17 protein-coding genes are annotated in these 21541 nt (G+C 60.9%); 2 read left to right on the top strand and 15 right to left on the bottom strand.

The genetic code is table 11. The annotated features are described in order from the left end of the window. Positions 1-86 precede the first annotated feature (86 nt). Both VC35_RS10400 and VC35_RS10395 read left to right on the top strand, forming a co-directional pair. Positions 87-1952 (top strand): bifunctional O-antigen ligase/aminoglycoside phosphotransferase family protein, encoded by a 1866-nt coding sequence (locus VC35_RS10400; protein WP_046039758.1) that lies wholly within the window; start codon positions 87-89, stop codon positions 1950-1952. Further along, the gene (locus VC35_RS10395; protein ID WP_046039756.1) at positions 1949-3166 is read left to right on the top strand and encodes an acyltransferase family protein; all 1218 of its coding nucleotides are present in this window, start codon (positions 1949-1951) and stop codon (positions 3164-3166) included. The genes VC35_RS10400 and VC35_RS10395 overlap by 4 nt, the downstream gene beginning before the upstream one ends. Before the next feature lie 74 nt (positions 3167-3240). Here VC35_RS10395 and VC35_RS10390 read toward each other — a convergent pair whose 3' ends face one another. The 15 genes from VC35_RS10390 to glnE all read right to left on the bottom strand — a co-directional run bounded on the left by VC35_RS10390 (position 3241) and on the right by glnE (position 21339). After that, a complete protein-coding gene (locus VC35_RS10390) occupies positions 3241-4125 on the bottom strand; it encodes a glycosyltransferase (protein ID WP_046039754.1) in 885 nt (294 codons plus the stop codon). Further along, positions 4122-5276, bottom strand: a complete 1155-nt coding sequence (locus VC35_RS10385; RefSeq protein ID WP_046039753.1) for a glycosyltransferase family 4 protein — start codon at positions 5274-5276, stop codon at positions 4122-4124. The genes VC35_RS10390 and VC35_RS10385 overlap by 4 nt, the downstream gene beginning before the upstream one ends. Beyond that, positions 5273-6715 carry a PIG-L deacetylase family protein gene (locus tag VC35_RS10380; protein WP_046039988.1) on the bottom strand — a complete coding sequence of 481 codons (1443 nt, stop codon included), beginning with the start codon at positions 6713-6715 and terminating at the stop codon, positions 5273-5275. Before VC35_RS10380 ends, VC35_RS10385 begins: the two co-directional genes overlap by 4 nt. An 8-nt stretch (positions 6716-6723) precedes the next feature. Next, on the bottom strand, positions 6724-7620 hold the full coding sequence (locus VC35_RS10375; protein ID WP_046039752.1) for an antimicrobial resistance protein Mig-14: 897 nt from the start codon (positions 7618-7620) through the stop codon (positions 6724-6726). Beyond that, positions 7620-8750, bottom strand: coding sequence for a glycosyltransferase (locus VC35_RS10370; RefSeq protein ID WP_046039751.1), 1131 nt, complete (start codon positions 8748-8750; stop codon positions 7620-7622). Before VC35_RS10370 ends, VC35_RS10375 begins: the two co-directional genes overlap by 1 nt. After that, positions 8734-10491 carry a carbamoyltransferase family protein gene (locus VC35_RS10365; protein WP_046039750.1) on the bottom strand — a complete coding sequence of 586 codons (1758 nt, stop codon included), beginning with the start codon at positions 10489-10491 and terminating at the stop codon, positions 8734-8736. Before VC35_RS10365 ends, VC35_RS10370 begins: the two co-directional genes overlap by 17 nt. Positions 10492-10657: 166 nt before the next feature. Next, complete coding sequence (locus VC35_RS10360) at positions 10658-10993, bottom strand: YceK/YidQ family lipoprotein (protein ID WP_046039986.1); 336 nt, start codon at positions 10991-10993, stop codon at positions 10658-10660. Positions 10994-11245: 252 nt separating this feature from the next. Continuing rightward, positions 11246-12697, bottom strand: a complete 1452-nt coding sequence (locus VC35_RS10355; protein ID WP_046039748.1) for a lipopolysaccharide kinase InaA family protein — start codon at positions 12695-12697, stop codon at positions 11246-11248. Beyond that, a complete protein-coding gene (locus tag VC35_RS10350; protein WP_046039747.1) occupies positions 12697-13449 on the bottom strand; it encodes a lipopolysaccharide kinase InaA family protein in 753 nt (250 codons plus the stop codon). Before VC35_RS10350 ends, VC35_RS10355 begins: the two co-directional genes overlap by 1 nt. Further along, positions 13446-14180 (bottom strand): lipopolysaccharide kinase InaA family protein, encoded by a 735-nt coding sequence (locus VC35_RS10345; RefSeq protein WP_046039745.1) that lies wholly within the window; start codon positions 14178-14180, stop codon positions 13446-13448. Before VC35_RS10345 ends, VC35_RS10350 begins: the two co-directional genes overlap by 4 nt. Beyond that, positions 14180-14986: a lipopolysaccharide core heptose(I) kinase RfaP gene (rfaP, locus tag VC35_RS10340; RefSeq protein WP_046039744.1), complete on the bottom strand. Its 807-nt coding sequence runs from the start codon at positions 14984-14986 to the stop codon at positions 14180-14182. Before rfaP ends, VC35_RS10345 begins: the two co-directional genes overlap by 1 nt. Then, complete coding sequence (locus tag VC35_RS10335; RefSeq protein ID WP_046039743.1) at positions 14987-16108, bottom strand: glycosyltransferase family 4 protein; 1122 nt, start codon at positions 16106-16108, stop codon at positions 14987-14989. Next, complete coding sequence (gene waaC / locus VC35_RS10330; RefSeq protein WP_046039742.1) at positions 16108-17169, bottom strand: lipopolysaccharide heptosyltransferase I; 1062 nt, start codon at positions 17167-17169, stop codon at positions 16108-16110. Before waaC ends, VC35_RS10335 begins: the two co-directional genes overlap by 1 nt. Before the next feature lies 1 nt (position 17170). Further along, positions 17171-18205, bottom strand: a complete 1035-nt coding sequence (waaF, locus tag VC35_RS10325; protein ID WP_046039741.1) for a lipopolysaccharide heptosyltransferase II — start codon at positions 18203-18205, stop codon at positions 17171-17173. A 194-nt stretch (positions 18206-18399) separates the two neighbouring features. Further along, positions 18400-21339 (bottom strand): bifunctional [glutamate--ammonia ligase]-adenylyl-L-tyrosine phosphorylase/[glutamate--ammonia-ligase] adenylyltransferase, encoded by a 2940-nt coding sequence (glnE, locus tag VC35_RS10320; RefSeq protein ID WP_046039740.1) that lies wholly within the window; start codon positions 21337-21339, stop codon positions 18400-18402. Positions 21340-21541: the final 202 nt, after the last annotated feature.

Here is a 21541-nt window from a genome sequence, read left to right as displayed (position 1 = left end):
ACAGTCTGTGTATTGTGACGCGTCAAATAGCCACCAGATGTCCCTGCCTTGGTATGATCGCTCAATTCAGGAATAAGTTACCCAGCATGCAATTAAACGCTTTGAACAGCACGTCCAACAGAATCTTCGATTTCATTTGTTTGTGGATCCTTCCGCTCGGTTATTTATTACTGCTTTGTGCGCTGTTTTTCCTGCCGGGGCGCAGTGTGCATCACAAGCTTTACTATGGCCTGTTCAGCATTCCCGCACTGATTGCACTGTGCTTGCGTCCGCGGATCGGCAAAGAGCTGCTGCACGAACCGATCGTCATTGCAGCCCTGCTGTTTGTGGCGTGGGCATTGCTCAGCCTGTCCTGGGGGCCAGGCGATGAAATCGACTTTGGTCAGTTCAAACCGCCACTGCATACCCTGTTGCTGTTCGTTGGCTGCTACCTGCTGGTGCGCTATCGCAGCGAAATCATCCAGCCCCTGCTGTTCTGCGCCGCGACTGTGGCGCTGGTCATGTCTGTCTACAACCTGTACTGGTTCGACCAGATCTATCAACCGGAAATGCGCCTGATCGGTCTAGGCGCTTTCGACAACCCACTGCTCAGCTCCCACGTTTTCGGCTTTTTTTGTACCTACTGGCTGAGCCTGAGCATGACCTGCAGGCGACGCCAGGTACTTTGGCTGAGCGTACCGGCGATGGCGATCATGTTCGCCACAGTAGTGGCCACCGGCTCCAGGACGCCACTGGTTGCACTGACGCTGGCTACGCTGTGGCTGTGCTTTATCTGTTGGAGCCGACGCTCGGCCTTCATGCTTGGCGCCATGTTCTTCGCCGGTACGGCGACGTTCGCGTTGTTTTCGAACAAGATCATCGAAAGAGGCAGTTCCTTCCGCATCGAGCTCTGGCAATTGACCCTGGGCAGGATCGCTGAACACCCATGGATCGGGCACGGCTACAACGCCAAACTGACCCTGGACCCCGGCGTCGGCTACAGCCTTCAGGAACCCCATAGCTTTGCCTTGGGCGTGCTCTACTACGTCGGTTTTATCGGCCTGCTGCCATGGCTGTTCTTTCTCGCATGGGGCTTCATCAGCAGCCGGCGCCATCGCGTGCAACCGCTGTTTATCATTGCCTCAGCCTGGCTGGCCTTCGGTATCGGTGCAGGCCTGACTGAAGGTGGCGGGATCATCTCTCGCCCCAAGGAGCACTGGTTCCTGCTGTGGATCCCCTTGGCGCTGATTGCCGCATTGAGCATCAATCAACGGGCCCGGCGCCTGCTGGACATGCCGATCAAAACCGCGACACCAAGCGCCCTGCAACAGCTGACTGCCGATGCCCGGATCATCGAAGAGGATGGTCTGGGCCCCAAGGTCCTGCGCCTGACAGATGGCAGTTTTCTCAAGCTGTTCCGCCGCCGCCGCTGGTATACCTCGGGCAGTTTCACGCCCTACTCCGATCGCTTTGCCGTCAATAGCATGCAACTGCGCAGCATGGGCATCCCGACACCGCACATCCTCGACCTTTACCGGTTCGAAGACGGCAGCAGCGCTGTGCATTACTCCCCGTTGCCGGGCAACACGCTGCGCCAGATCCTGCAAGGTATCACCGCGCCAGCGGTACGCCAGGCACTGGTGGAGCGTTTCGGCAAATTCATGGCTCAACTGCACCAGCAAGGGGTCTACTTCCGTTCCCTGCACCTGGGCAATGTACTGGTGCTGGAGGACGGCGAGTTCGGCCTGATCGACCTGGCCGACCTGCGAATTTACCCATCATCATTGAGCCCTTCCCTGCGTCGGCGTAATCTGCGCCACATGCAGCGCTATGCGTCAGATCGGCACTGGCTGTTCGAGGATCACTTCGAAGCGCTGCTGCAGGGATACGCCGCGACGGCTTCGAAAGCCGACGTGGATAATTTGAACAGGCACGTGCTGGCCGGGATTCCTCCGGCCCGGGCTCACGGATGATAGAAACCAACCCGCTTATCGCGATGACGGCCTACCTGCTCGCCATCGCGACTGCTGCGCTACTGTTGCGCAACGTGCCGAGAATCACCCGACAGCTGGAACATTCCGGCGAAAGCCGCTTTGCCGGCATCGACGGCTTACGCGGGTATCTGGCCTTCGGCGTGTTCGTTCACCACTCGATCATTACGTGGATCTTTCTGCAAACCGGCGTGATCGATTTTCCGCCGAGCAACTTCTACTCGCAGCTCGGCCAGGGCAGCGTCGCCCTCTTTTTCATGATCACCGGCTTTCTGTTCTGGGACCGCTTGCTCACCCACGGGCGGCAACACGACTGGCTGGCATTTGCGGTATCGCGGGTGTTTCGCCTCTATCCGCTCTACCTGCCGCTGATGTTGACCGTATTTGTCTGTGTGTTCTATTTGCAGGACTGGGAACTCAAGGACTCCGGCGCCCAGGTCATCGGCCAAGCCCTGGCCTGGCTGACCTTCGACCGGCCAGACGTCAACCAATACCACCAGACCGGCATGATGATCTCCAACGTCACCTGGACGCTGGGGTACGAGGTGTTTTTCTACCTGGCCCTGCCACTGGCCGCCTTGGTGTTCATATACCGCGGCGGCTGGATGCAGACGGTGCTGTGCCTGATCGGCATCTACACCCTGTACCAGGTGGTCGGCTGGGAACACTCGCTGAAGAAGCACTACCTGGCCAGCTTCCTCGGCGGCATCGCTGCGGCGTACTGGATTCGCCGTCCACAATGGGTCGCCTGGAGCCTGTCTCCGCTGGCGGGCATCATCGCCCTGCTCGCATTGACGATCGCCTTTACGGCGTTCAACCGGGCATTCAACCTGGTAGCGCTGCTGCTGCTTTCACTATTCTTTGTGATCGTGGCGTCCGGCAATACCTTGTTCGGCGCCCTGAGACCACGCAGCATTCGCTGGCTGGGGGAAATCAGCTACAGCACGTATTTGCTGCACGGATTCGTGCTCTGGGTACTGGTGCAGCGACTGCCGCCGATATTGCACCTGGACGCCCGGCAAGCCTGGGTCTTCCTGCCGTTGCTGGCCGTGTGCAGCTGCCTGCTGATCATCATCAGCAGCCTGACTTACCTGTACATTGAAAAGCCCGGTATCAATGCAGGCAAGAAAACCCTGCACTGGTTGCGCCAGACCAGGAAGCCGAGGAAAGAACTTCCAGAGGAGACGGCTCAATAACGGTGAGCCATTGCCGGGGCATGTCACCAAGGACAATGCCCCGCCTTCCCCCCCCCTTGAATCCAGTCTTTGGCTCAGTCTTTCTCCAGCCGTGAGAAATACATCCGGCCCAGCCCACGCCAGGTTTTCTTGTTCCAGGCCTTGAACGGAATCTGCGCCAGCAACTCGCGCGCCAGCTTGCGATCACGGTTGGCGGTCTTGAGGAACATGGAATTGAGAAACTTGTAGCGCACCTCGTCATACAGCGGGTGATCGCTGAAGAGCGCGTAGGTGCGCAGGATGCTGTCGATCATGAAGCGGTGGTTCTTGTAGGAGTTGGTGGCATGCTTGCGATAGCGTGCCATCAATACATTCAGACCATCGATGAAGTAACCGGCATGGGTCACCTTCAACTCGATCAGCAAGTCTTCCAGGCGAATGGTCGGGTCGAACCCGCCCACCTTGTCCAGCGCTTCGCGGCGGATCATCAGGGTGGGTGCCGGAGGATAGGGCTTGCGCTCCAGAAACATGTCATCGAAGTCCAGGCGACGGAACGGCACATCCCGGCGCTGGCGCTTCTCGGGATAGAGATTGCCGTCGGCATCGATCAATTCGATGTTACCGGCGCAAATGCCGACCTCGGGCTTGCCGTCCATATGCGCGACCTGGGTGGCGATTCGCTCCGGCAACATGATGTCATCCGAACCGAACGGCACGATCAGGCTGCCCTTGGCCCGGGCAATCGCACCATTGAGGGTATTGGTCAGCCCCTGGTTTTCCTGAACCCGAAAGTCGAAACCATGGATGGCCTGCAACGCCTTGATCCGCTCGACGCTGTCATCTTTCGAGCCATCGTCGACCACCAGCAACTCGATGTTCTGATAGGTCTGGTTGAGGACGCTGAGAATGCTTTCCTCGATGTAAGGGGCGTGGTTGTACGACGCGATAATGACCGTGACGATGGGTTGCGCGTCGTTCATGGCTGTTCCTTGCGGGCCTGTTCCAGGCCGGATTCGATCAGATTGAGGTATTCGCGACGGAACTCCTCGATGTCATGGTGTTGCTGCAGATAACGGAAAGCTTGCTCGCCCTTGGCCTTGAGTTCGTCATCCGAAAGGCCAAGGTAAGTGTCCAGCGCCGCCTGCAACGTCGGCACATCCTTCGGCGTAATCGCCAGGCCACCGGCACCCTCGATGAGTGGCAACATGGCCGGCACGTTCGAGGCAATGACAGGCAAATGCCCGCTCATGCCTTCAAGCAGCGCCAGCCCGAGGCCTTCGGCCAGGGAGGGCATGGTCCAGATATCGAAAGCGCGAATGTACTGCAGGGCAATTTCCTTGAACCCCAGCAAATGGGCGCGACCACTGAGGCCGAGGCGGTCGATTTCCGCCGCCAGGCGCGACTCTTCACGGCCGGCACCAATGATCGCCAGCTGGGTATTGGGGTATTTGTCCTTGAGTGCGGCAAAGGCCTGCAGCAAATAGATATGGCCCTTGACCGGCACCAGTCGCCCCAACGCACCGATCAGCCGCACTGACGGATCGATGCCCAACAGTTCACGGGCCTTTTCACGACTGTGTTGCAGACCTTCGGCCTGCTCGATGTCGATGGCATTGGTGATGGCGTAGGTATTCTGGTCGGTGAAGCCACAGTCACAGTCCAGCAGATACTGTTTCACCGCAGGCGACACACCGACGAAGCGCCAGTGACGATCGATCAGGCGCTGGGTCTGGCGGCGCCGGTAAAAACGGTCGTACTCGCCAAAGCCGTGGGAAATGCCGATGCATAACGGCACTTTCAACCAGCGGTTGAGCGCCAGCATCATGTTCACCGGCTTGAAGCGGTTGCAGATCACCACATCGAATTTTTCCCGACGGCAGAACTTGTACAGCTGCCACATGGCCCGCAGGCGCATGCCCTTGAGGGATTTGTCTGAAAATTCGAAGTACACCGAACGGTCGGCTCGGCTCACCGCTTCGCCCGACCCGGGCTTACCGCGCAGAAACGCAGCGGTCACTTCATAGCGATCACTGGGCAGGGCCTTGACGATTTGCTCCGCGAGGTCGGCGAAATCATGGGCTTTGACGTTGTAGTCAGGCTGCAGTTGCAGGACCTTTGACCGCTGACTCATAACTCTCCCCGCTGAGAAACATTGCCTGGTGTGTGCTTGATGGACCACAAAAGCTCGTGGCGCCGGACTGCCTTGCGAAAGAATTCGTTCTGGCCATAGGTGGGCGGCAACCGGCCGGCCAACAAGCGCTGTATCAACCGACGCAAGCGACGCTTGAACGGCATCGCCGGCTGCAGGTCGTGCATCATTCCCATCGCCATGGCCTTGTCTCGCTGCTGCTCCAGCGGCAAGGGCAGGCAATAAGGCTGCATCGCCTGGGCCGGATCGAAGGCAGGTGGTAAGGCGATGCCATCACCGGTATCGCCCATCGGCCAGCGGTCGTTGTCGTGCAGATGGTTGGCATAGCCCAATAGCGTGGTCGGTTGCCAGTCCAGGCCTTGCAAGGCTTCGAGGACTGCCGCCTGGGCGCAGATATGATCGGGATGCGGATCCAGGGTCGGATGCGGCAGGACGATGACCTCGGGCCGGGCCCGCAGCAGCAACTCTCGCAGATCCGCCAGCAGATTGTTCCAGGTCGGCGCACCATCGGCATCGCCGGGCAGCGCGAAAGGATTCAACTGACGGAACAGCCGGGTGTCGCTCAGGTCTGCTTCCCGCGATCCCGCCGCCACCGCAGGCGCAGCCTGCATGCTCGCCAGCTGCAGACAGAAGTAACCCAGTTGTACGCAGCGGGCCTCGGCTACACCGGCCCAACGTGGCACGGCGATGCTGTCCCAGGCACGCAGGCGGCCTTTCAAACGGGCCGCATCGACCTTGCTCAGGCCCATCTGCTGGTAGTGTTCGGCTTCGATTTCGCCCGCTGTCAGCGTGACGATCCAGGTTTCGTCGGCCTGACTGTACAAACCGTAGGCCGCCAGCTCGGCGTCATCGGCGTGGGGCGCGATGACCATTACCCGCTGACGCCGGTAATCCGGATGTTCCAGTGCCCACAGCACAGGCTCACCGAACACGCGACAGAAACGCCCGCGCAAGCGCAGGTCACCACGGGACAGCGCCTGAGCCTGACCACTGAGATTGAGATAACGCAGGCCGTTCACGCCCCGTTCGAAGGTTTGTCGGTCAGGGTTTTCGCCCCCCGCCAACTCGACCACCGGATCGAAAAAACGACCCAGCCAGGTGCTTTTCACCCGCAGAGCCAGCACCAGCGTCGCGTCGTCGACCAGCATCACGCCCTCGTCCAGCCGCAAATGTTCACCGTTCAGGTGCACCTTGGGCTGGGGCGTGTAGGGGGGAAAGCTGTACTGGTAATCGTCTTTCGGTGAGTAGAACAGATGGTCGGCAAACCAGGCTTCGTGGGCAATCCAGCCCAGTACCGCCAGCACCAGCGGCAACCACCAAGCCACCAGCACACCCATGACAATCAACAGCACCAGCGCAATCAGCAGGCCGATACGTTTATTGCGCCGATGGCGCTTGAGCAGTTGCTGTTTGCGGCTCATGGCTTGGCTCATACGGTGAAGACCGGCACGGGGTTGCACCAGCGATCCTTGTATTCACGGTCGGCGCGACCGAAGGAAAAGCGCAACGGTTTGTCCTGCGCCCGGGCATGCTCCCAGGCACTTTGCGTATTGAGGAAACTCAACACACTGCCAGGGCTGAAATCGCGAGTCTCGGGATCGACCCCGCCGTTGATGTACTCGACGCTGATCCACTGCGGGGTTTCGACTCGGTACACCAGTTGAATCGCAATCGGAGCATCATTGAGGAAAATCACCGAACCGATCAGCAACTCGCGCAGTAACTCGATGACCTCGGCCATGCGTTCGGCACCCGTCGCCGGGAAACCCCAGCGGCGCTGGAACAGGTCGCAATAAATCGCCGCCAGCTCAGCGCTGGAAAATTCGGACACCGGCCGCACCACACCGCCGGCCTCCTCCAGCAAGCGCAATTCGCGGCGCTGGTTATAGCGAAATTTTTTCGACAGTTCTTCGGGCGTGCGGGCCATGGCCAGTTGTTCGGTCTGCAACCTGATGCCAGTGAAACGACCTTCGTTCAGCGCCGACAGATACCGCGCGCGATGGCGCAAAGGCGCCTGGGTATCGGCAGCGGCCGGCAGGATGATTTCGGCGTTGCCCAGGTCGAACAGACCTTTTTTGCCGCGACGCTTGAGTACGTCCTTGGACAAGGCCAGGTCGCGACCCCAGGTCGGGATCGCCGCCTTGACCTCATCGCCCTGCACCCAGGCAAGGTAACGCACCGGAATGTCAGCCAGTTGCGCCAGTCGCTCGACCACCATGGGATGCGTCGCGACGCTGCCGCCATAACGCTGCCAGGATTCGGTGTAAGTCGAGGCGTCGACTACCGCCCAGCCACGCTCGCGCCAGCCTTGAAATCGGTTGAGCATCAGCCCCTCTGTGCCAGTTCGGTAACGTGCGGCAAGTGCCAGAAAGCATCGCGTACTGCGCGGTCGGAAAAGCGTTCGCGCAAGCGCTCGAGCATCAACTCGGCACACTGCCGGCGTTGCTGATCATCCATGCCGGCCAGATGTTGCAGCCCTTGGGCCAGACGCTCGGCATCGCCCAACGGGAACAGGATGCCCACGCCTTCGACCACCTCTTTCGCTCCGCCGCACGCCGTGGCGAGCAATGGAACGCCAGCGGCCATGGCCTCCAGCAGCACCATGCCGAACGGTTCATGATCGGAACTCAGGGCGAACACATCGAAGGCCCGGAAGTAGTTACGCGCATCCGGCACCTGACCGAGGAACAGAACCCGGTCACCGATACCTAGCTCCCGGGCTTGGGCCTTGAGGTTCTCCTCCAGGCGCCCCTTGCCGAGAATCACCAACTGGCTGTTGGCGGGCAAACCCGGCAGCGCCTCGGCGAAACCCTGCAGCAGCGTGGCCTGGTCCTTGTCCGGATGCAGCCGTCCGACGTTGCCGACGATCCAGGCATCCGCCGACAAACCGAGGGTTTCCCGGGCCTCGCGAGCCGACACCTGGGTCGCCTGCAAGGCGTCCACATCGATACGGTTATACAAGGTCTGGATCCGCGAAGCCGGCCACTTCGGCAGGCATTGGCGCATGTCGTCGCGCACAGCGTCGGACACACCGAGCAGACTCAAACGCTTGCGGAAAATATGCGCGAACAGTTTGCGGCTGCCACGCTTGTAATCGTCAAAAGCGTGATGCACGCCAATGACCGGCAACGACGTGCCGAGCAAGGCGATATAGATCGGCTTGAAGCGGTGGGCGATGCAGAAACTGAAGTTGCGCGAAGCGGCGATCTTGCGCAGATCGCCGATGGCGCCCAGCTTCAGGCCACGAATGGCCTTGGAGCTGTACTCCATGAACAGCACTTCATCGCAAGCACAGCCCGCAGCGACTTCGGTGTCGGCAACCCCGGTGAGAAACACCGTGGTCACGCGATAACCGGCCCCCGCGAACAGGCTGGCGTACTGCCGTGCGCAGTCGAGGAACGGCCCGTCATAGCCGTGGCAGAACTGCAGCACATGGCGTTCAGCCGAACGTGTCATAGGCGTTCGCGCCCTCTTTGACCACCAGGATATCTTCCATGATCAGATACTGTAGATCCGAGCCGAAGAACATGTTCAGGGCGTCGGTCGGCGAGCAGATCATCGGCTCGCCACGACGGTTGAGCGAGGTGTTCAGCGACACACCGTTGCCGGTGAGCACTTCCAACGCTTTCATCATGTCGTAGTAACGCGGGTTGTATTCGCGCTTGAGCACCTGGGCGCGGGAGGTGCCGTCTTCGTGGACGACTTCCGGCACGCGGGTCTTCCACTCTTCCGCCACTTCGAAGGTGAAGGTCATGAACGGAGCCGGGTGATCGATCTTGATCATCTGCGGAGCGACGGTATCGAGCATCGACGGGCAGAAAGGCCTCCAGCGCTCGCGGAACTTGATCTGGTGGTTGATGCGGTCAGCCACGCCGGGAATGCTCGGGCAACCAATGATCGAACGACCGCCCAGCGCACGCGGACCAAACTCCATGCGGCCCTGGAACCAGGCCACCGGGTTGCCATCGACCATGATTTTGGCGATCTGCTCCGGCATGTTGTCGAGCTTGCGCCACGTCGGCTTGTTCTCGTGACGGGCGCATGCGGCAATCACGTCTTCGTTGCTGTACGACGGGCCGAGGTAGACGTGTTCCATCTTCTCGACCGGTACGCCACGGGCGTGGGACACATAGGCTGCCGCGCCCACTGCGGTACCGGCGTCGCCGGATGCCGGCTGTACGAACAGCTCTTTGACGTCGTCACGGGCGATGATTTTCTGGTTGAGCTTGACGTTCAACGCACAGCCACCGGCGTAGGCCAGTTTGCCGGTTTCCTTGAGCACGTTGCCCAGGTAGTAGTCGATCATCTGCAGCGCAATTTTTTCGAACAGCGCTTGAATGCTGGCGGCGTAGTGGATGTAAGGCTCGTCGGCGATGTCGCCTTCGCGCTTTGGACCCAGCCACTCGATCAGCTTCGGCGAGAAGTAGTAACCCTTGCCCTTCTCTTTGTAGCGACGCAGGCCGATGACGTTGGCGTAGTCGGTGTTGATCACCAGCTCGCCGTTTTCGAACGAAGCCAGGCGCGAGAAATCGTATTTGCTGGCGTCGCCGTACGGCGCCATGCCCATGACCTTGAACTCACCGTCGAGCATATCGAAACCGAGGAACTCGGTGATCGCGCCGTACAGGCCGCCGAGGGAGTCCGGATCGAAGAATTCCTTGATCTTGTGGATCTTGCCGTTTTCGCCGTAACCGAAGAAGGTCGTGGCGTACTCGCCCTTGCCGTCGATGCCCAGGATCGCGGTTTTCTCTTTGAAACCGGAGCAGTGATAAGCGCTGGAGGCGTGGGCCAGGTGGTGTTCGACCGGCTCGATCTTGATCTTCTTCGGATCAAAACCCAGTTGCTCCAGGCACCAGACGATCTTGTTGCGATAGCGCTTGTAGCGACGGTTACCCATCAGGATTGCGTCGAGTGCGCGGTCCGGGGCGTACCAGTAACGCTTGGCGTACTGCCAGCGGGCCTTGCCGAACAGGCTGATCGGTGCGAACGGAATCGCGACCACGTCAACGTCGGACGGCTTGATACCGGCCTGTTCCAGGCAGAATTTCGCCGATTCGTAGGGCATGCGGTTCTTTGCATGTTTATCGCGTACGAAGCGCTCCTCTTCAGCCGCCGCGACCAGCTTGCCGTCGATGTACAGGGCTGCGGAAGGATCATGGCTAAGGGCGCCGGACAGGCCAAGAATCGTCAATGCCACAGGGGTCTAGCCTCTTTAGTCTGCATGCAGGCGCAAGCGCCTCAAAAATTAATGTGCCCTCGCAAGGGGCGAGAGACAGCTAAAGGGCGGGATTATAGCGTAAAAGCGGCGGCAAACCTCTAGCTGCAAGCGGCATGCAACTACGGCCGGGGCCTCGCGGCATTTTTTATCCGCGCACAGGTCGCCAATAGATGGAGATACTACCGTCCACGCTTTGCCGGTAAATCGTGTACGGCAAGACAACGGTATCCAGCGCGCCAGACACGACCAGGTCCACCAAAACCAGCGGCACAAGGATACCCGTAGGGTCTGGCGGAGCATTTAACACACAGAAGTCGTAAGCGAGGCCGCTGTAGACCCGGGGAATGGACTGGCAATAGGTCTTTTGCCTGCGTAACCCCCGCGCTGCGTCGGCCTCATCCTGCAGGACGGTGGCAGCGGTCCCGCAGCCCGTTAGCGACACTGATAAAACACCCGCTGAAACTGCCATTTTGATCGTCACAGCCTGCCCTCCGAGAACGTCAGGCAAACTAGCATCGGGGCGGTTTCAGCCACAGCTCATGACTTCCCAAGATCGCGTAGGACGGTTCACAAGAACCTGTCGCCCTTCTCGGTTGGCAGTTCCGGCCCCTTCGTCGGAACGCCGCCCGGAGCAAGCCCGCTCCCACACTTGATCCATGTCGCGCACAAATTTTGTGTTCGCTGGAGAGCTATGTGGGAGCGGGCTTGCTCGCGAAAGTACCGAAGGTCCGATTCAGGCCGCGCTGGAGATGTCCTTGGGCAAACGCTGATCGATGACCTGATAAAGGGCACTGCCTTCAGGCCAATTGCGCATGAACCGCGCGCGATCCCTGGCATACGCCGGGGCGAAGCTGCCGAGGGAGCCGTGCCGGCACATCGAATCGAGGTCGATCAACGCCCAGTGATCCTGCTGCCAGAACAGGTTATGTCCCTTGAAGTCGCCATGGCTGATGCGTAGACGAATCAACTCGGCGAACAAATGATCCAGTGCCGCCAACTCGGCTTCCGGTGCATCGCCACGCTCCACATACGGCGCAAAACGCTCGATGATGTCCGGCCCCGGCAGGTACTCGGTGATCAGGTAAGCCCGGCTGCGCAGCCACAGGAAACGCTTTTCCAGCAACGCCAGCGGCTTGGGCGTGGCAATCCCGAGGAACGCCAGGCGATTGCCTTCGCGCCAGGAATGCCAGGCCCGGCTCGGGCGCCAGAAACGCTTGAGCCAGTGGGCAAAACCCTTGATGTTGTAGCGCTTTATCACCAGCGTGCGGCCATCCACCTCGACCTTGCCGACGCTCGCCGCACCGCCGGTCTTGTACAGATGCCCCTGATCGAGCAAGGCGTCAGCCTGCTCCAGCACCGGCAGCATGGCCGCTTCTTCCTCGCGGCGAATCGCCCGCAAGCCGAACGCCCCGCGCTGGACGCTGAACAGCGTGCACTCGCGGCCGACCTTGATCAGGAAGTCCTTGAGGCGCCAGCTGCGGACCTTGTCGATCTGCTTTTGCAACGCTTCCATAGGCAAGGCGTGTTCGCCGTTGCTGAGCAGGTAATACACCAGCAACTCTTCAATGAAGGGTTCGATCGACTTCGGCAACTGGGCGAAGAACACCCCGAGGTTTTCCAGGACCTTCTGCCGGGACAGCGGCTGGCCAGGCGTCTCGCAGCAGATGCCCGCGCCATCGATCAGGTACAGGCGACCGCCCTGGCGCAGCAAGTTGTCCAGGTGCAGGTCTTCCTGCCACAGGCCCTTGCGATGCATCTGACCGATTGCACCCAACGCCTCGGCCAGCACAGCCCCTTGTCCATCGGACAGCACGGGCTGCTGCTCAACCTGCTTCCAGGTGTCACCAAGGCTCTCGGCATGCTCAAGGAAATCAAACAGCAGCCAGCCACCCTCGCCTTCTTTCAGGCCATCGGCCAACAGCTGCGGCGTGGTCAGCCCTTGTGCAGAGAGCAGGCGCACGCCGTCCAGTTCACGCTGAAAATGCCGTGCGGCCTTGCTGCCAACCAGCAATTTGGCCAACACCGGCCGGCCACGCCAGACGCCGGCACCGACATAACGCTGCCCCGGCAACACCCGCAACAGGCTCAGCAGTTGCAGTTCGGCGGGGCCGGCGGCATCAGCCAGCGAAACGCTCAGCGGCAACGCCGGATTGCGGCCGGCGGACTTCAACTCGGATAAACGCATCAGCGTGGTCCCTTTTGGCTGCGCCGCGTCGTCAAACGCCGCAGCCAGCTGTCGATCAACAAGCTGTCCTGCGGTTGGTCCAAATAAGCGGCCAGTAATTGCCGCAGTTGCGACTCGCCCCACTCGGGCGCGCGGCGTGCCAGCGGTTCCAGATCCTTGATTCGGTCACGCTGCCCGTACAGCAGCGGCCGGGTCTTTTCCAAGTCGATCAATTGAGCCTGATAGCCATTGCCGGTGGCGCGCATGAAAATGTGCTTGGGATAGAAGCACCCGTGCACCTGGCGCGCAGCGTGCAGCTGCCGGGCCAGTTCGCCACTGGCCTTGAGGATTTCCAAGTGCTGCTCAGGGCTCAAGTCAGCCCAGCGCTGCAACAGCGAGTCGAGGTCGTCCCAACCGTCCAGGGCACGGGTCATCAGGATCGCGCGGACTTCGCCATTGACCTTGCGCTCCCCGTAGAACACCGCTTCCAGCGCCGGAATGCCCATCTTTCGGTAACGGGAGATGTTGCGAAACTCGCGAGCGAAACTCGGCTCACCGAATGGTGCGCGCAGGGTGCGGGTCAGGTAGTTGCTTTGGCGCTTGAGGTAGAAACCATGACCTTCCAGATCCAGCCGAAACACGCTGCTCCAGCCGCCGCGACCGGTGTTGGGCTCGTCCACCGCATCGAGCTGTTTGGCCCAGAGTGCCTCGAACGTGCCGAGGCCATGGCGCTCAAGCAGCGCTCGGTCCTCAGCGGCCAGAAAATCAGTCATTCGCGTCCCTCGAAAAATCTCACCACATGCCGGATACGTTTTTTGTCCGCAGCGTTGAGCCGGGTCCGGTTGCGGTATTGCAGGTAAAAGCGCAGGCGCTGGGTAGCCGACAATTGATATTTGGCGACCTTGTCCAGGCACGCCAGATCCTTGGTAATACGGTACTTGAGCCAGAAACCGCGCCAGAAATCGCCGTTGGGGCAATCGATCAAAAACACTCGAGCCTCATCGTCGATCAGCAGGTTGCGCCACTTCAAATCATTATGGGTGAAGCGGTGGTCGTGCATGGTCCGGGTGTATTGGGCCAGCTGACGACTGACGGTATCGACCCAGGCGCGATCCGACAGTTTCGGGTCGCGGCGCTCGGCCAGTGCCGACAAGTCCTCGGTGCGCGGCAGCTCCCGGGTAATCATCGCGCCGCGAGCGTAGGCCGCACCGCGCCGCTCCAGCCCCCAGGCCACCACTTCGGCAGTGGGGATCCCCCACTTGGCAAAGCGCTTGAGGTTCTGCCACTCCATCTTCACCCGAGGCTTGCCCAGGTAACGCCGCAAGCCTTTGCCAGCGCCCACATACCGCTTGACGTAATAGTTGACGCCATTGCGCTCGACACGGATGACCTCCGAGAGCACGTCACTGGTCAAACGCTCGCCTTGCAGCGCAAACACAGCCTCGAGGCTGCCAAAGTCATCGGCCAGCTCGCTGTAGGCCGGATCCAGTTTCCAACCCGACATCAGAGCGCATCCCCGTATCGCTGTTTACGCTCGTAGAGCTTGTTGGCCTTGCCGTCGAGCCATGCCAGCAAAGACGCCTCTTCAATCAGGATCTGACGCAGCGGCTGCTGGAAATAGCCTTTGAGGAAACGCAGCTTGTCGCGGCGGGTCAGGCCGATGTCCAGCGCGGAAAAGTACAGCGCGGCCAGGTCCTTGTTGCGCCAGCGCGAGGTGATCGCCGGGCGGGTCTGGGCACGATGCAGGTCGATCACCGAGAGCTTGAAGTCATCAAAGGTCACCGGCTTGTCGGTGTGCAGCAGGAAATGGCAGATGTAGCAGTCGCGGTGGTTGACCCCGGCGCGGTGCATCATGCCGGTCATGCGGGCGACTTCGGCGATCAGCGCGCGCTTGAGTTTTGGCTCGGGCGGCTGCCGGGTCCAGTTGATGCTGAAATCTTCGAGGCTGACTGTCGGCGCCAGCTCTTCGGTGACGATGAACGAGTGCTGGTCGGCCGGGTTGCTGCCCTTTTCGCCATACGCGACGGCGGTCATGGTCGGCACGCCGACTTCCTGCAGGCGCTGAATCGCCTTCCACTCCTGACCGGCACCCAGTACAGGAAGCTTGGCAGTGAGCAGGTTCTTGAAGATTTCGCCCCAGCCGATGCCACGGTGGATTTTCACGAAAAACCCGCTGCCGTCGACTTCCGTGCGTAATGTCCGGCGTGCTTCCAGCTCGCGGTACACCTCGCCCTTGAGCCCCTCGACTTCGGCGAACGGGTCGCGTCCAGCCCAGAGGCTCTTGAACGGTTCAGCCAGCATCAACTTCATTTAAGCGTGCTCCGCCAGAATCACATCGGCCGCGTGCTGCGGCATGCTATAGAGGTCGGCCGTTTCGGCGAAGGCCAGACCATTGCGGCTCCAGGCCGCCCTTGCTTGAGCGTCGTTCAACATGCCGGTCAGGTACTGCGTCAGTTGTGCCTGATCGAACGGCTCGTCCAGCACCAGGCCCGCATCGGCCTCGGCGATGTAATGGGCGTAACCGCACACCGCACTCACCAGCACCGGCAGGCCGGCCACCAGGGCTTCGAGCAAAACCGTTCCGGTGTTTTCGTTGTACGCCGGGTGGATCAACAGGTCAGCGCCCAACAGGAAACGCGGGATATCGCTGCGCCCCTTGAGGAACGTGACGTTGTCGCCGAGCCCCAATGTCGCACTCTGCATCTGGAATAATTTGGGGTCATCCTGGCCAATTACAAACAGCCGGGTGCGTTTCTTAAGATCAGCGGGCAATGCCGCCAGCGCCTTGAGGCTGCGGTCCACACCCTTGGTCTTGAACCCGGAGCCGATCTGCACCAGCAGCAGTTCGTCGTCCTTGAGGTTGAATTCCGCGCGGAACCCGGCGCGAATTTCATCGGCATCGGCCGGTCGGCGACGGTCCTGGGCGATGCCCGGCGGCAGCAGGTGAAAGCGCTCCAGCGGCGTGTCGTAATGCTTGATGAACAGCGGCTGCTGGACTTCGGAAATCATTAGCACTTCGGTCTTCGCCTCTTTGGCGAACACCGCTCGCTCGTATTCGGCGAAGTGGCGATAGCGGCCCCAACGGCGATACAGCGAGTTACGCAGGTTCTGCGCCTTGTCTTCGAAGCAGCCGTCGGCGGCGTAGTAGACGTCCAGGCCCGGCATCTTGTTGAAGCCGATCAGGCGGTCCACCGGGCGCTTGGCCAGGTCAGCTTCCATCCATTCGCTGAGCTTCTCGTTGCGCCGATGGTTGAAGAACGCCTTGACCGGCGCCACCAACACTTCGAAACCCGGCGGTACGTCGCCCTCCCAGATCAGCGTGTAGACGCGAATCTGATGACCGCGCTTCTGGCACTCCAGGGCGATACGCATGAAATCGCGCTGCAAGCCGCCAAACGGAAAATACTTGTACAAGACAAATGCCAATTGCATCAGCGCAGCTCCTCAGCCATTAACAACGTGCTCAGTCGGCTGGCGACACGCTCGGGATTCAGACGCGTGAAGCACAGGGGCCACTCGCGTTTCAGGTCAAATTGACGGGCATCTTCAGCCGTCGGTTGATAAGTGCATTTCTTTTGCAGGCACGGCGCACAAGGGAAGTCGCTGGCCAGGTGAATCTGCACCTTGCCATAGGCGCCGGTCAGGCCCGGATTCGTCGGGCCGAACAGCGACAGCGTCGGCACATCCAGCGCGGCGGCCAGATGGCCCAGGCCGGTGTCCACCGCCACGCAGGCTTGCGCGCCCGCCAGCACCTTGCCGACACCGGCCAGGTTCAGTTTGGGCAACACTTCGGCGTGTTTGAAACCTGCAGCGATGCGTTCGGCCCGGGCTTTCTCCAGGGCATTGCCCCAGGGCAGCTTCACCCCTACGCCAAGGTAGCCGACCCGCTCGGTCAGCTCGCGCCAGTAGGCTTCGGGCCAGTGCTTGGTGTCCCAGGTGGTGCCATGCAGAAACACCACGTACGGGTTCTTGCGCGGCAACTCCACCAGGCGCTCGATATTCAGCCCGTAATCGCCCAGGCCTTTGGGCAAGTCATAGCCCAACGCGATGGCGAACAACTGACGCACTCGCTCCACCGCGTGCTGCCCACGGGCAACGGCCAGGCGTCGATCGTAAAAGCGCGCAGCGATGGGCTCGCGCGCCGAGTTTTTATCGAGACCGGCCACCGGGGCCTTGACGTAACGGGTCAGCCAGGCGCTTTTCAGCAAGCCCTGGGCGTCGATCACCAAGTCATATTTGGTGGCGCGAACGCTTTGCTTGAAGCGTTTCCACTCACCGCTCTTGATGGTCTGCCAGATGTTTTTGCGCCAGCGACGGATCGCCACCGGAATCACCTTGCCCACCGCCGGATGCCAGGTCGGGATTTCGGCAAAGCCTTCTTCCACCACCCAGTCGAATTTGATGCCGGGAATCGCCCGCGCCGCGTCGGTCAACGCCGGCAACGCATGAATGACGTCGCCCAGCGAAGAAGTCTTGATCAACAGAACCCGCAAGCTATTTGACCTCGACCGGAGTGCCTTGCAACCGCTGCAGGGCTTCGTTCACCGCTTGCGGCATGAGTTGGCGCAGGCAGTTGTAATGGCCGAAACGGCAGGTGCGGTCGAAGCATGGACTGCATTCGATACCCAGGCGAACGACTTCAACGTGCTCGGCCAATGGTGGTGTGAAACCTGGTGACGTCGAGCCGTAGACCGCGACCAGCGGGCGATTCAGGGCGGCGGCAACGTGCATCAATCCGGAGTCGTTGGACACCACCGCATCGGCACAGGACATCAGGTCGATGGCTTCGGCCAGCGAGGTGCCGCCACTGAGGTTCACTGACTCTTCACGCAGGCCGGGAATCAGCCGCGCGCGGATGTCTTCGCCCACGGCGTGATCGTTTTTCGAACCGAACAGCCAGACTTGCCAGCCTTCGCGGATCTTCGCTTCGGCAACCTTGGCGTAATGCTCGGACGGCCAGCGCTTGGACTCACCAAACTCGGCGCCGGGGCACAGGGCCAACACCGGACGGTCGAGGGCCAGGCCGAATTTGGCCAGTGCAGCTTCGCGGGTAACCGGGTCGATCTGCAGGCTCGGACGCGGATACGGCTTTGGCAGCTCAACGCCCGGCTCAAACGCCAAGGCCATGAAGCGCTCGATCATCAACGGGTAACGATCCTTGTCCAGCGTGCGCACGTCGTTGAGCAGGCCATAGCGGAATTCGCCACGCCAGCCGGTGCGCTTCGGGATGCCGGCAAAGAACGGCACCAGCGCCGACTTCAGGGAGTTGGGCAACAGGATCGCCTGGTCGTACTGGCCAGCCAGGGATTTGCCGATGCGCCGACGCGTTGCCAGCTCCAGGACACCGTGACCGAGCGGAAAGCTCAAGGCCTGGCGAACTTCGGGCATGCGCTCAAGAATCGGCCGGCTCCACTCGGGGGCCAGCACGTCGATTTCGCATTGCGGGTGGCGTTGTTTCAGACACTGGAAAAGTGTCTGCGCCATCACCATGTCACCGACCCAACTGGGCCCAACGATCAGAATTTTCATGTGGTTTCCATAAACGAACCGGGGAGGCCTATGCCTCCCCGCCTCGAGAATTCTACAAAACACCGCAGATCTACCGTGGGAGCTAGCCTGCTCGCGAAAGCGGCCTGACCGTCAGCATAGATGCTGGTTGTGACGACCTCATCGCGAGCAGGCTCGCTCCCACATTTGAATCTCTTCGCTCCAACCGGAGCGTTTCAGCTCAGCCCCAGCTCACGCCAGATCCGCATGACCTGCTGCCGTTCGTCTGCGAACTGGTCGCCCGGTATCACCCCGGGGTCCTTCTGCAAGGCCTGCCGGTGGGCGGCGGAGCGGTAAGCTTTATACGCTTCACGCAACAGGCTGGCATCTTCGACGGGCATCAGCCCTTCATGCTCCAGCCCTTCCAGAATGCGGATGTTGTCCGTCCAGCGCAGCAATGGCGGGTGTGTTTCGGACCACGCCAGGGCCGCGTATTGCACCATAAATTCAATATCGACGATACCTCCGGCGTCCTGCTTGATATCGAACGGCACCGTGGCTTCGAAGGCATTTGCCCCGGTGCCGGCCGCCGTGCTCTTGCTGCCAAGGTTATCGCGCATCTTGGCGCGCATCTCACTGACCTCCTGGCGCAGGGTCGGCAGATCACGGGTCTTGCCCAATATCGCAGCGCGGACTTTCTCGAAGGCCTGGCCGACATCCTGACTGCCCACCAACACCCGCGCCCGCACCAGCGCCTGGTGTTCCCAGGTCCAGGCTTCGTTCTCCTGATAACGGGCAAACGCCCCCAGGGAACTCACCAGCAACCCCGACGCCCCGGACGGCCGCAGACGCATGTCCACTTCATACAGCTGCCCGGAGTTGGTCTGCGCCGTCAGCAAGTGAATGATCCGCTGCCCCAGCCGGGTGAAAAATTGCGCACCATCGATGGGTTTGACGCCATCGGTTTCAGCCTGCGGATCGCCGTCGTGGATGAACACCAGGTCCAGGTCCGAACCATGCCCGAGTTCCAGGCCGCCGACTTTCCCATAACCGACAATGATGAACCCGGGATCGCACAAAGTGCCATCGGTGCGCAGCGGCGTGCCGTACTTGGCCACGGTCTGGCGCCAGGCCAGTGCCAGCACTTGCTCCAGGATCGCTTCGGCGAGCCAGGTCAGGTAATCGCTGACCTTCATCAGCGGCAGGCTGCCGGCGATTTCCGAGGCAGCCACCCGCAGGCGGTGCGCCAGCTTGAAGTGACGCAGGGCTTCCATTTGCTGTTCGAGGTCGTCTTCGGGAATTCGTGTCAGACGCTCGCGCAACTCTGCCGCCAGTTCTGGCGCCAGTGGCGGCTTGAACAGCCGGCCTTCGTTGAGCAATTCGTCGAGCAGCAGCGGGAAGCGGGTGATTTGCTCGGCGATCCACGGGCTCGCCGCGCACAGCGTCAGTAACCGCCGCAACGCACTGGGGTTCTCGGTCAACAGCACCAGATAAGCGGAACGACGGGCCACGGCTTCAACCAGCGGCAGCACCCGTTCCAGTACCAGGTCCGGATTGTCATGTTCCACGGCCTGCGCCAGCAAACGCGGAATAAAAGCATCGAGACGTTCGCGACCCAGACGCTGCATCGCCCTCAACTGCGGGCTGCTGCGCAAGCCGGCCAGGGCCCTCAAGGCTTTTGGGGCATCCTTGAAACCACCTTCCTCCAGTTGGCGGCAGGCGGCCTCATCGTCCTGGGCCTCTTCCCACAGCGGCAACCACTCACCACCGACCACCACTTCGCTTTCGGCGCCCTGCTCTTCATCGGGATCGGCGATCACCTGCCCGAAGTGCCAGGCAATACGGCCGCGCCAGTACATCAGTTGCTCGTGGAACGCCGTCCAGTTGGCGAAACCCAGCATAAAGGCAATACGCGCCTGATCCTGCTCGCCATTGGGCAACATTTGCGTCTGGCGATCGGCAATCGCCTGAATCGCGTGCTCGGTGTAACGCAGGAATTCGTAACCTTCACGCAGCTCGCTGATCACGGCCGGCGGCAGGTAACCCTGACCTTCCAGCGTGCTCAGCACCTTTAATAGTGGGCGCTGCTGCAAGCTCAGATCGCGGCCGCCGTGGATCAGCTGGAACGCCTGGGCAATGAACTCGACTTCGCGAATACCGCCGGAACCGAGCTTGATGTTGTCGGCCATGCCCTTGCGCCGCACTTCCTGCTGGATCAGCTGCTTCATGGTGCGCAGCGCTTCAATGGCGGAAAAATCCAGGTAACGTCGGTAAACGAAAGGTCGCAGCATCTCTTGCAGTTGCGCGCCGGCCACCTGATCGCCGGCCACCACCCGCGACTTGATCATCGCGTAGCGTTCCCAGTCGCGACCCTGATCCTGGTAATACTGCTCCAGCGCGTTGAAGCTCAGCACCAGCGCGCCCGCCGAACCGTAAGGACGCAAGCGCATGTCGACGCGGAATACAAAGCCGTCGACGGTCATCGGGTCCAGGGCCTTGATCAGCCGCTGACCCAGACGAATGAAGAACTCCTGGTTATCCAGCGGGCGTTTGACGCCGACGGTTTCGCCGCCCTCGGGGTAGGCAAAAATCAGGTCGATGTCCGACGACAGGTTCAACTCCACGGCACCGAGCTTGCCCATGCCGAGAACGACCATCTGCTGCGGTTCGCCGCTGCGCCGCCCGGTCGGCACGCCGAACTGCTGACAATGGCGCACGTACAACCATTGATAGGCCTGATCGATGCTGGCATCGGCCATGTCCGAAAGGTCGCGGCAGGTCTGGATCAAATCGGCCTGGCGGGTCAGGTCGCGCCAGATGATCCGCACTTGATGGCGTGCACGCTGGCGGCGCAAGGCGCGGCCAAGCAGATCCTCGGTCTCGGCCACGCTCACGGCGGCCGCGATCTGCCCGCACAACTCGCCGGGAGCGAAGCTACGGTCCAGTTCGCCGGACTGCACCAGCTCCAGCAACATCAAAGGGTCACGAACACACTGTTCAATCACGAAATCGCTGGCGGCGGTGACGCGGGCAAATTGCGCCCAGCGTTCCGGCGTCCAGGCAGACAGCCAATGGTCATCGTCCAGGGCGGCGACGGCAGCCCGGAACGACTGCTCGGCGCGGGTGACAAGCGGCAGGAGAATGGCGGGCAGTTCGGCAAGCGAAGGGAGGCTCATGGTCTATCCTTGATCGGCGTACAACGGACTGCATGTAGTGGTTTTCGAAAACCCACTACCTGAGGGAGTGTCGAACAAAAGTTAGAAATAGCTGAAATTTCTTCAATTTTGGCAGACAGCATCAAGCTTTTACCTTTTGTAGTTGGAAAAAGACCAACCTTAACGATTATTCTCACAACGCAGCCGGGGGCCACAAGCCGCT

Origin of the sequence: Pseudomonas fluorescens, assembly GCF_000967965.1 — a bacterium.
Taxonomy (GTDB): domain Bacteria; phylum Pseudomonadota; class Gammaproteobacteria; order Pseudomonadales; family Pseudomonadaceae; genus Aquipseudomonas; species Aquipseudomonas grandcourensis.
The sequence above is the reverse complement of the archived record's forward strand: the minus strand, read 5'-3'. Positions and strand labels throughout refer to the sequence as shown.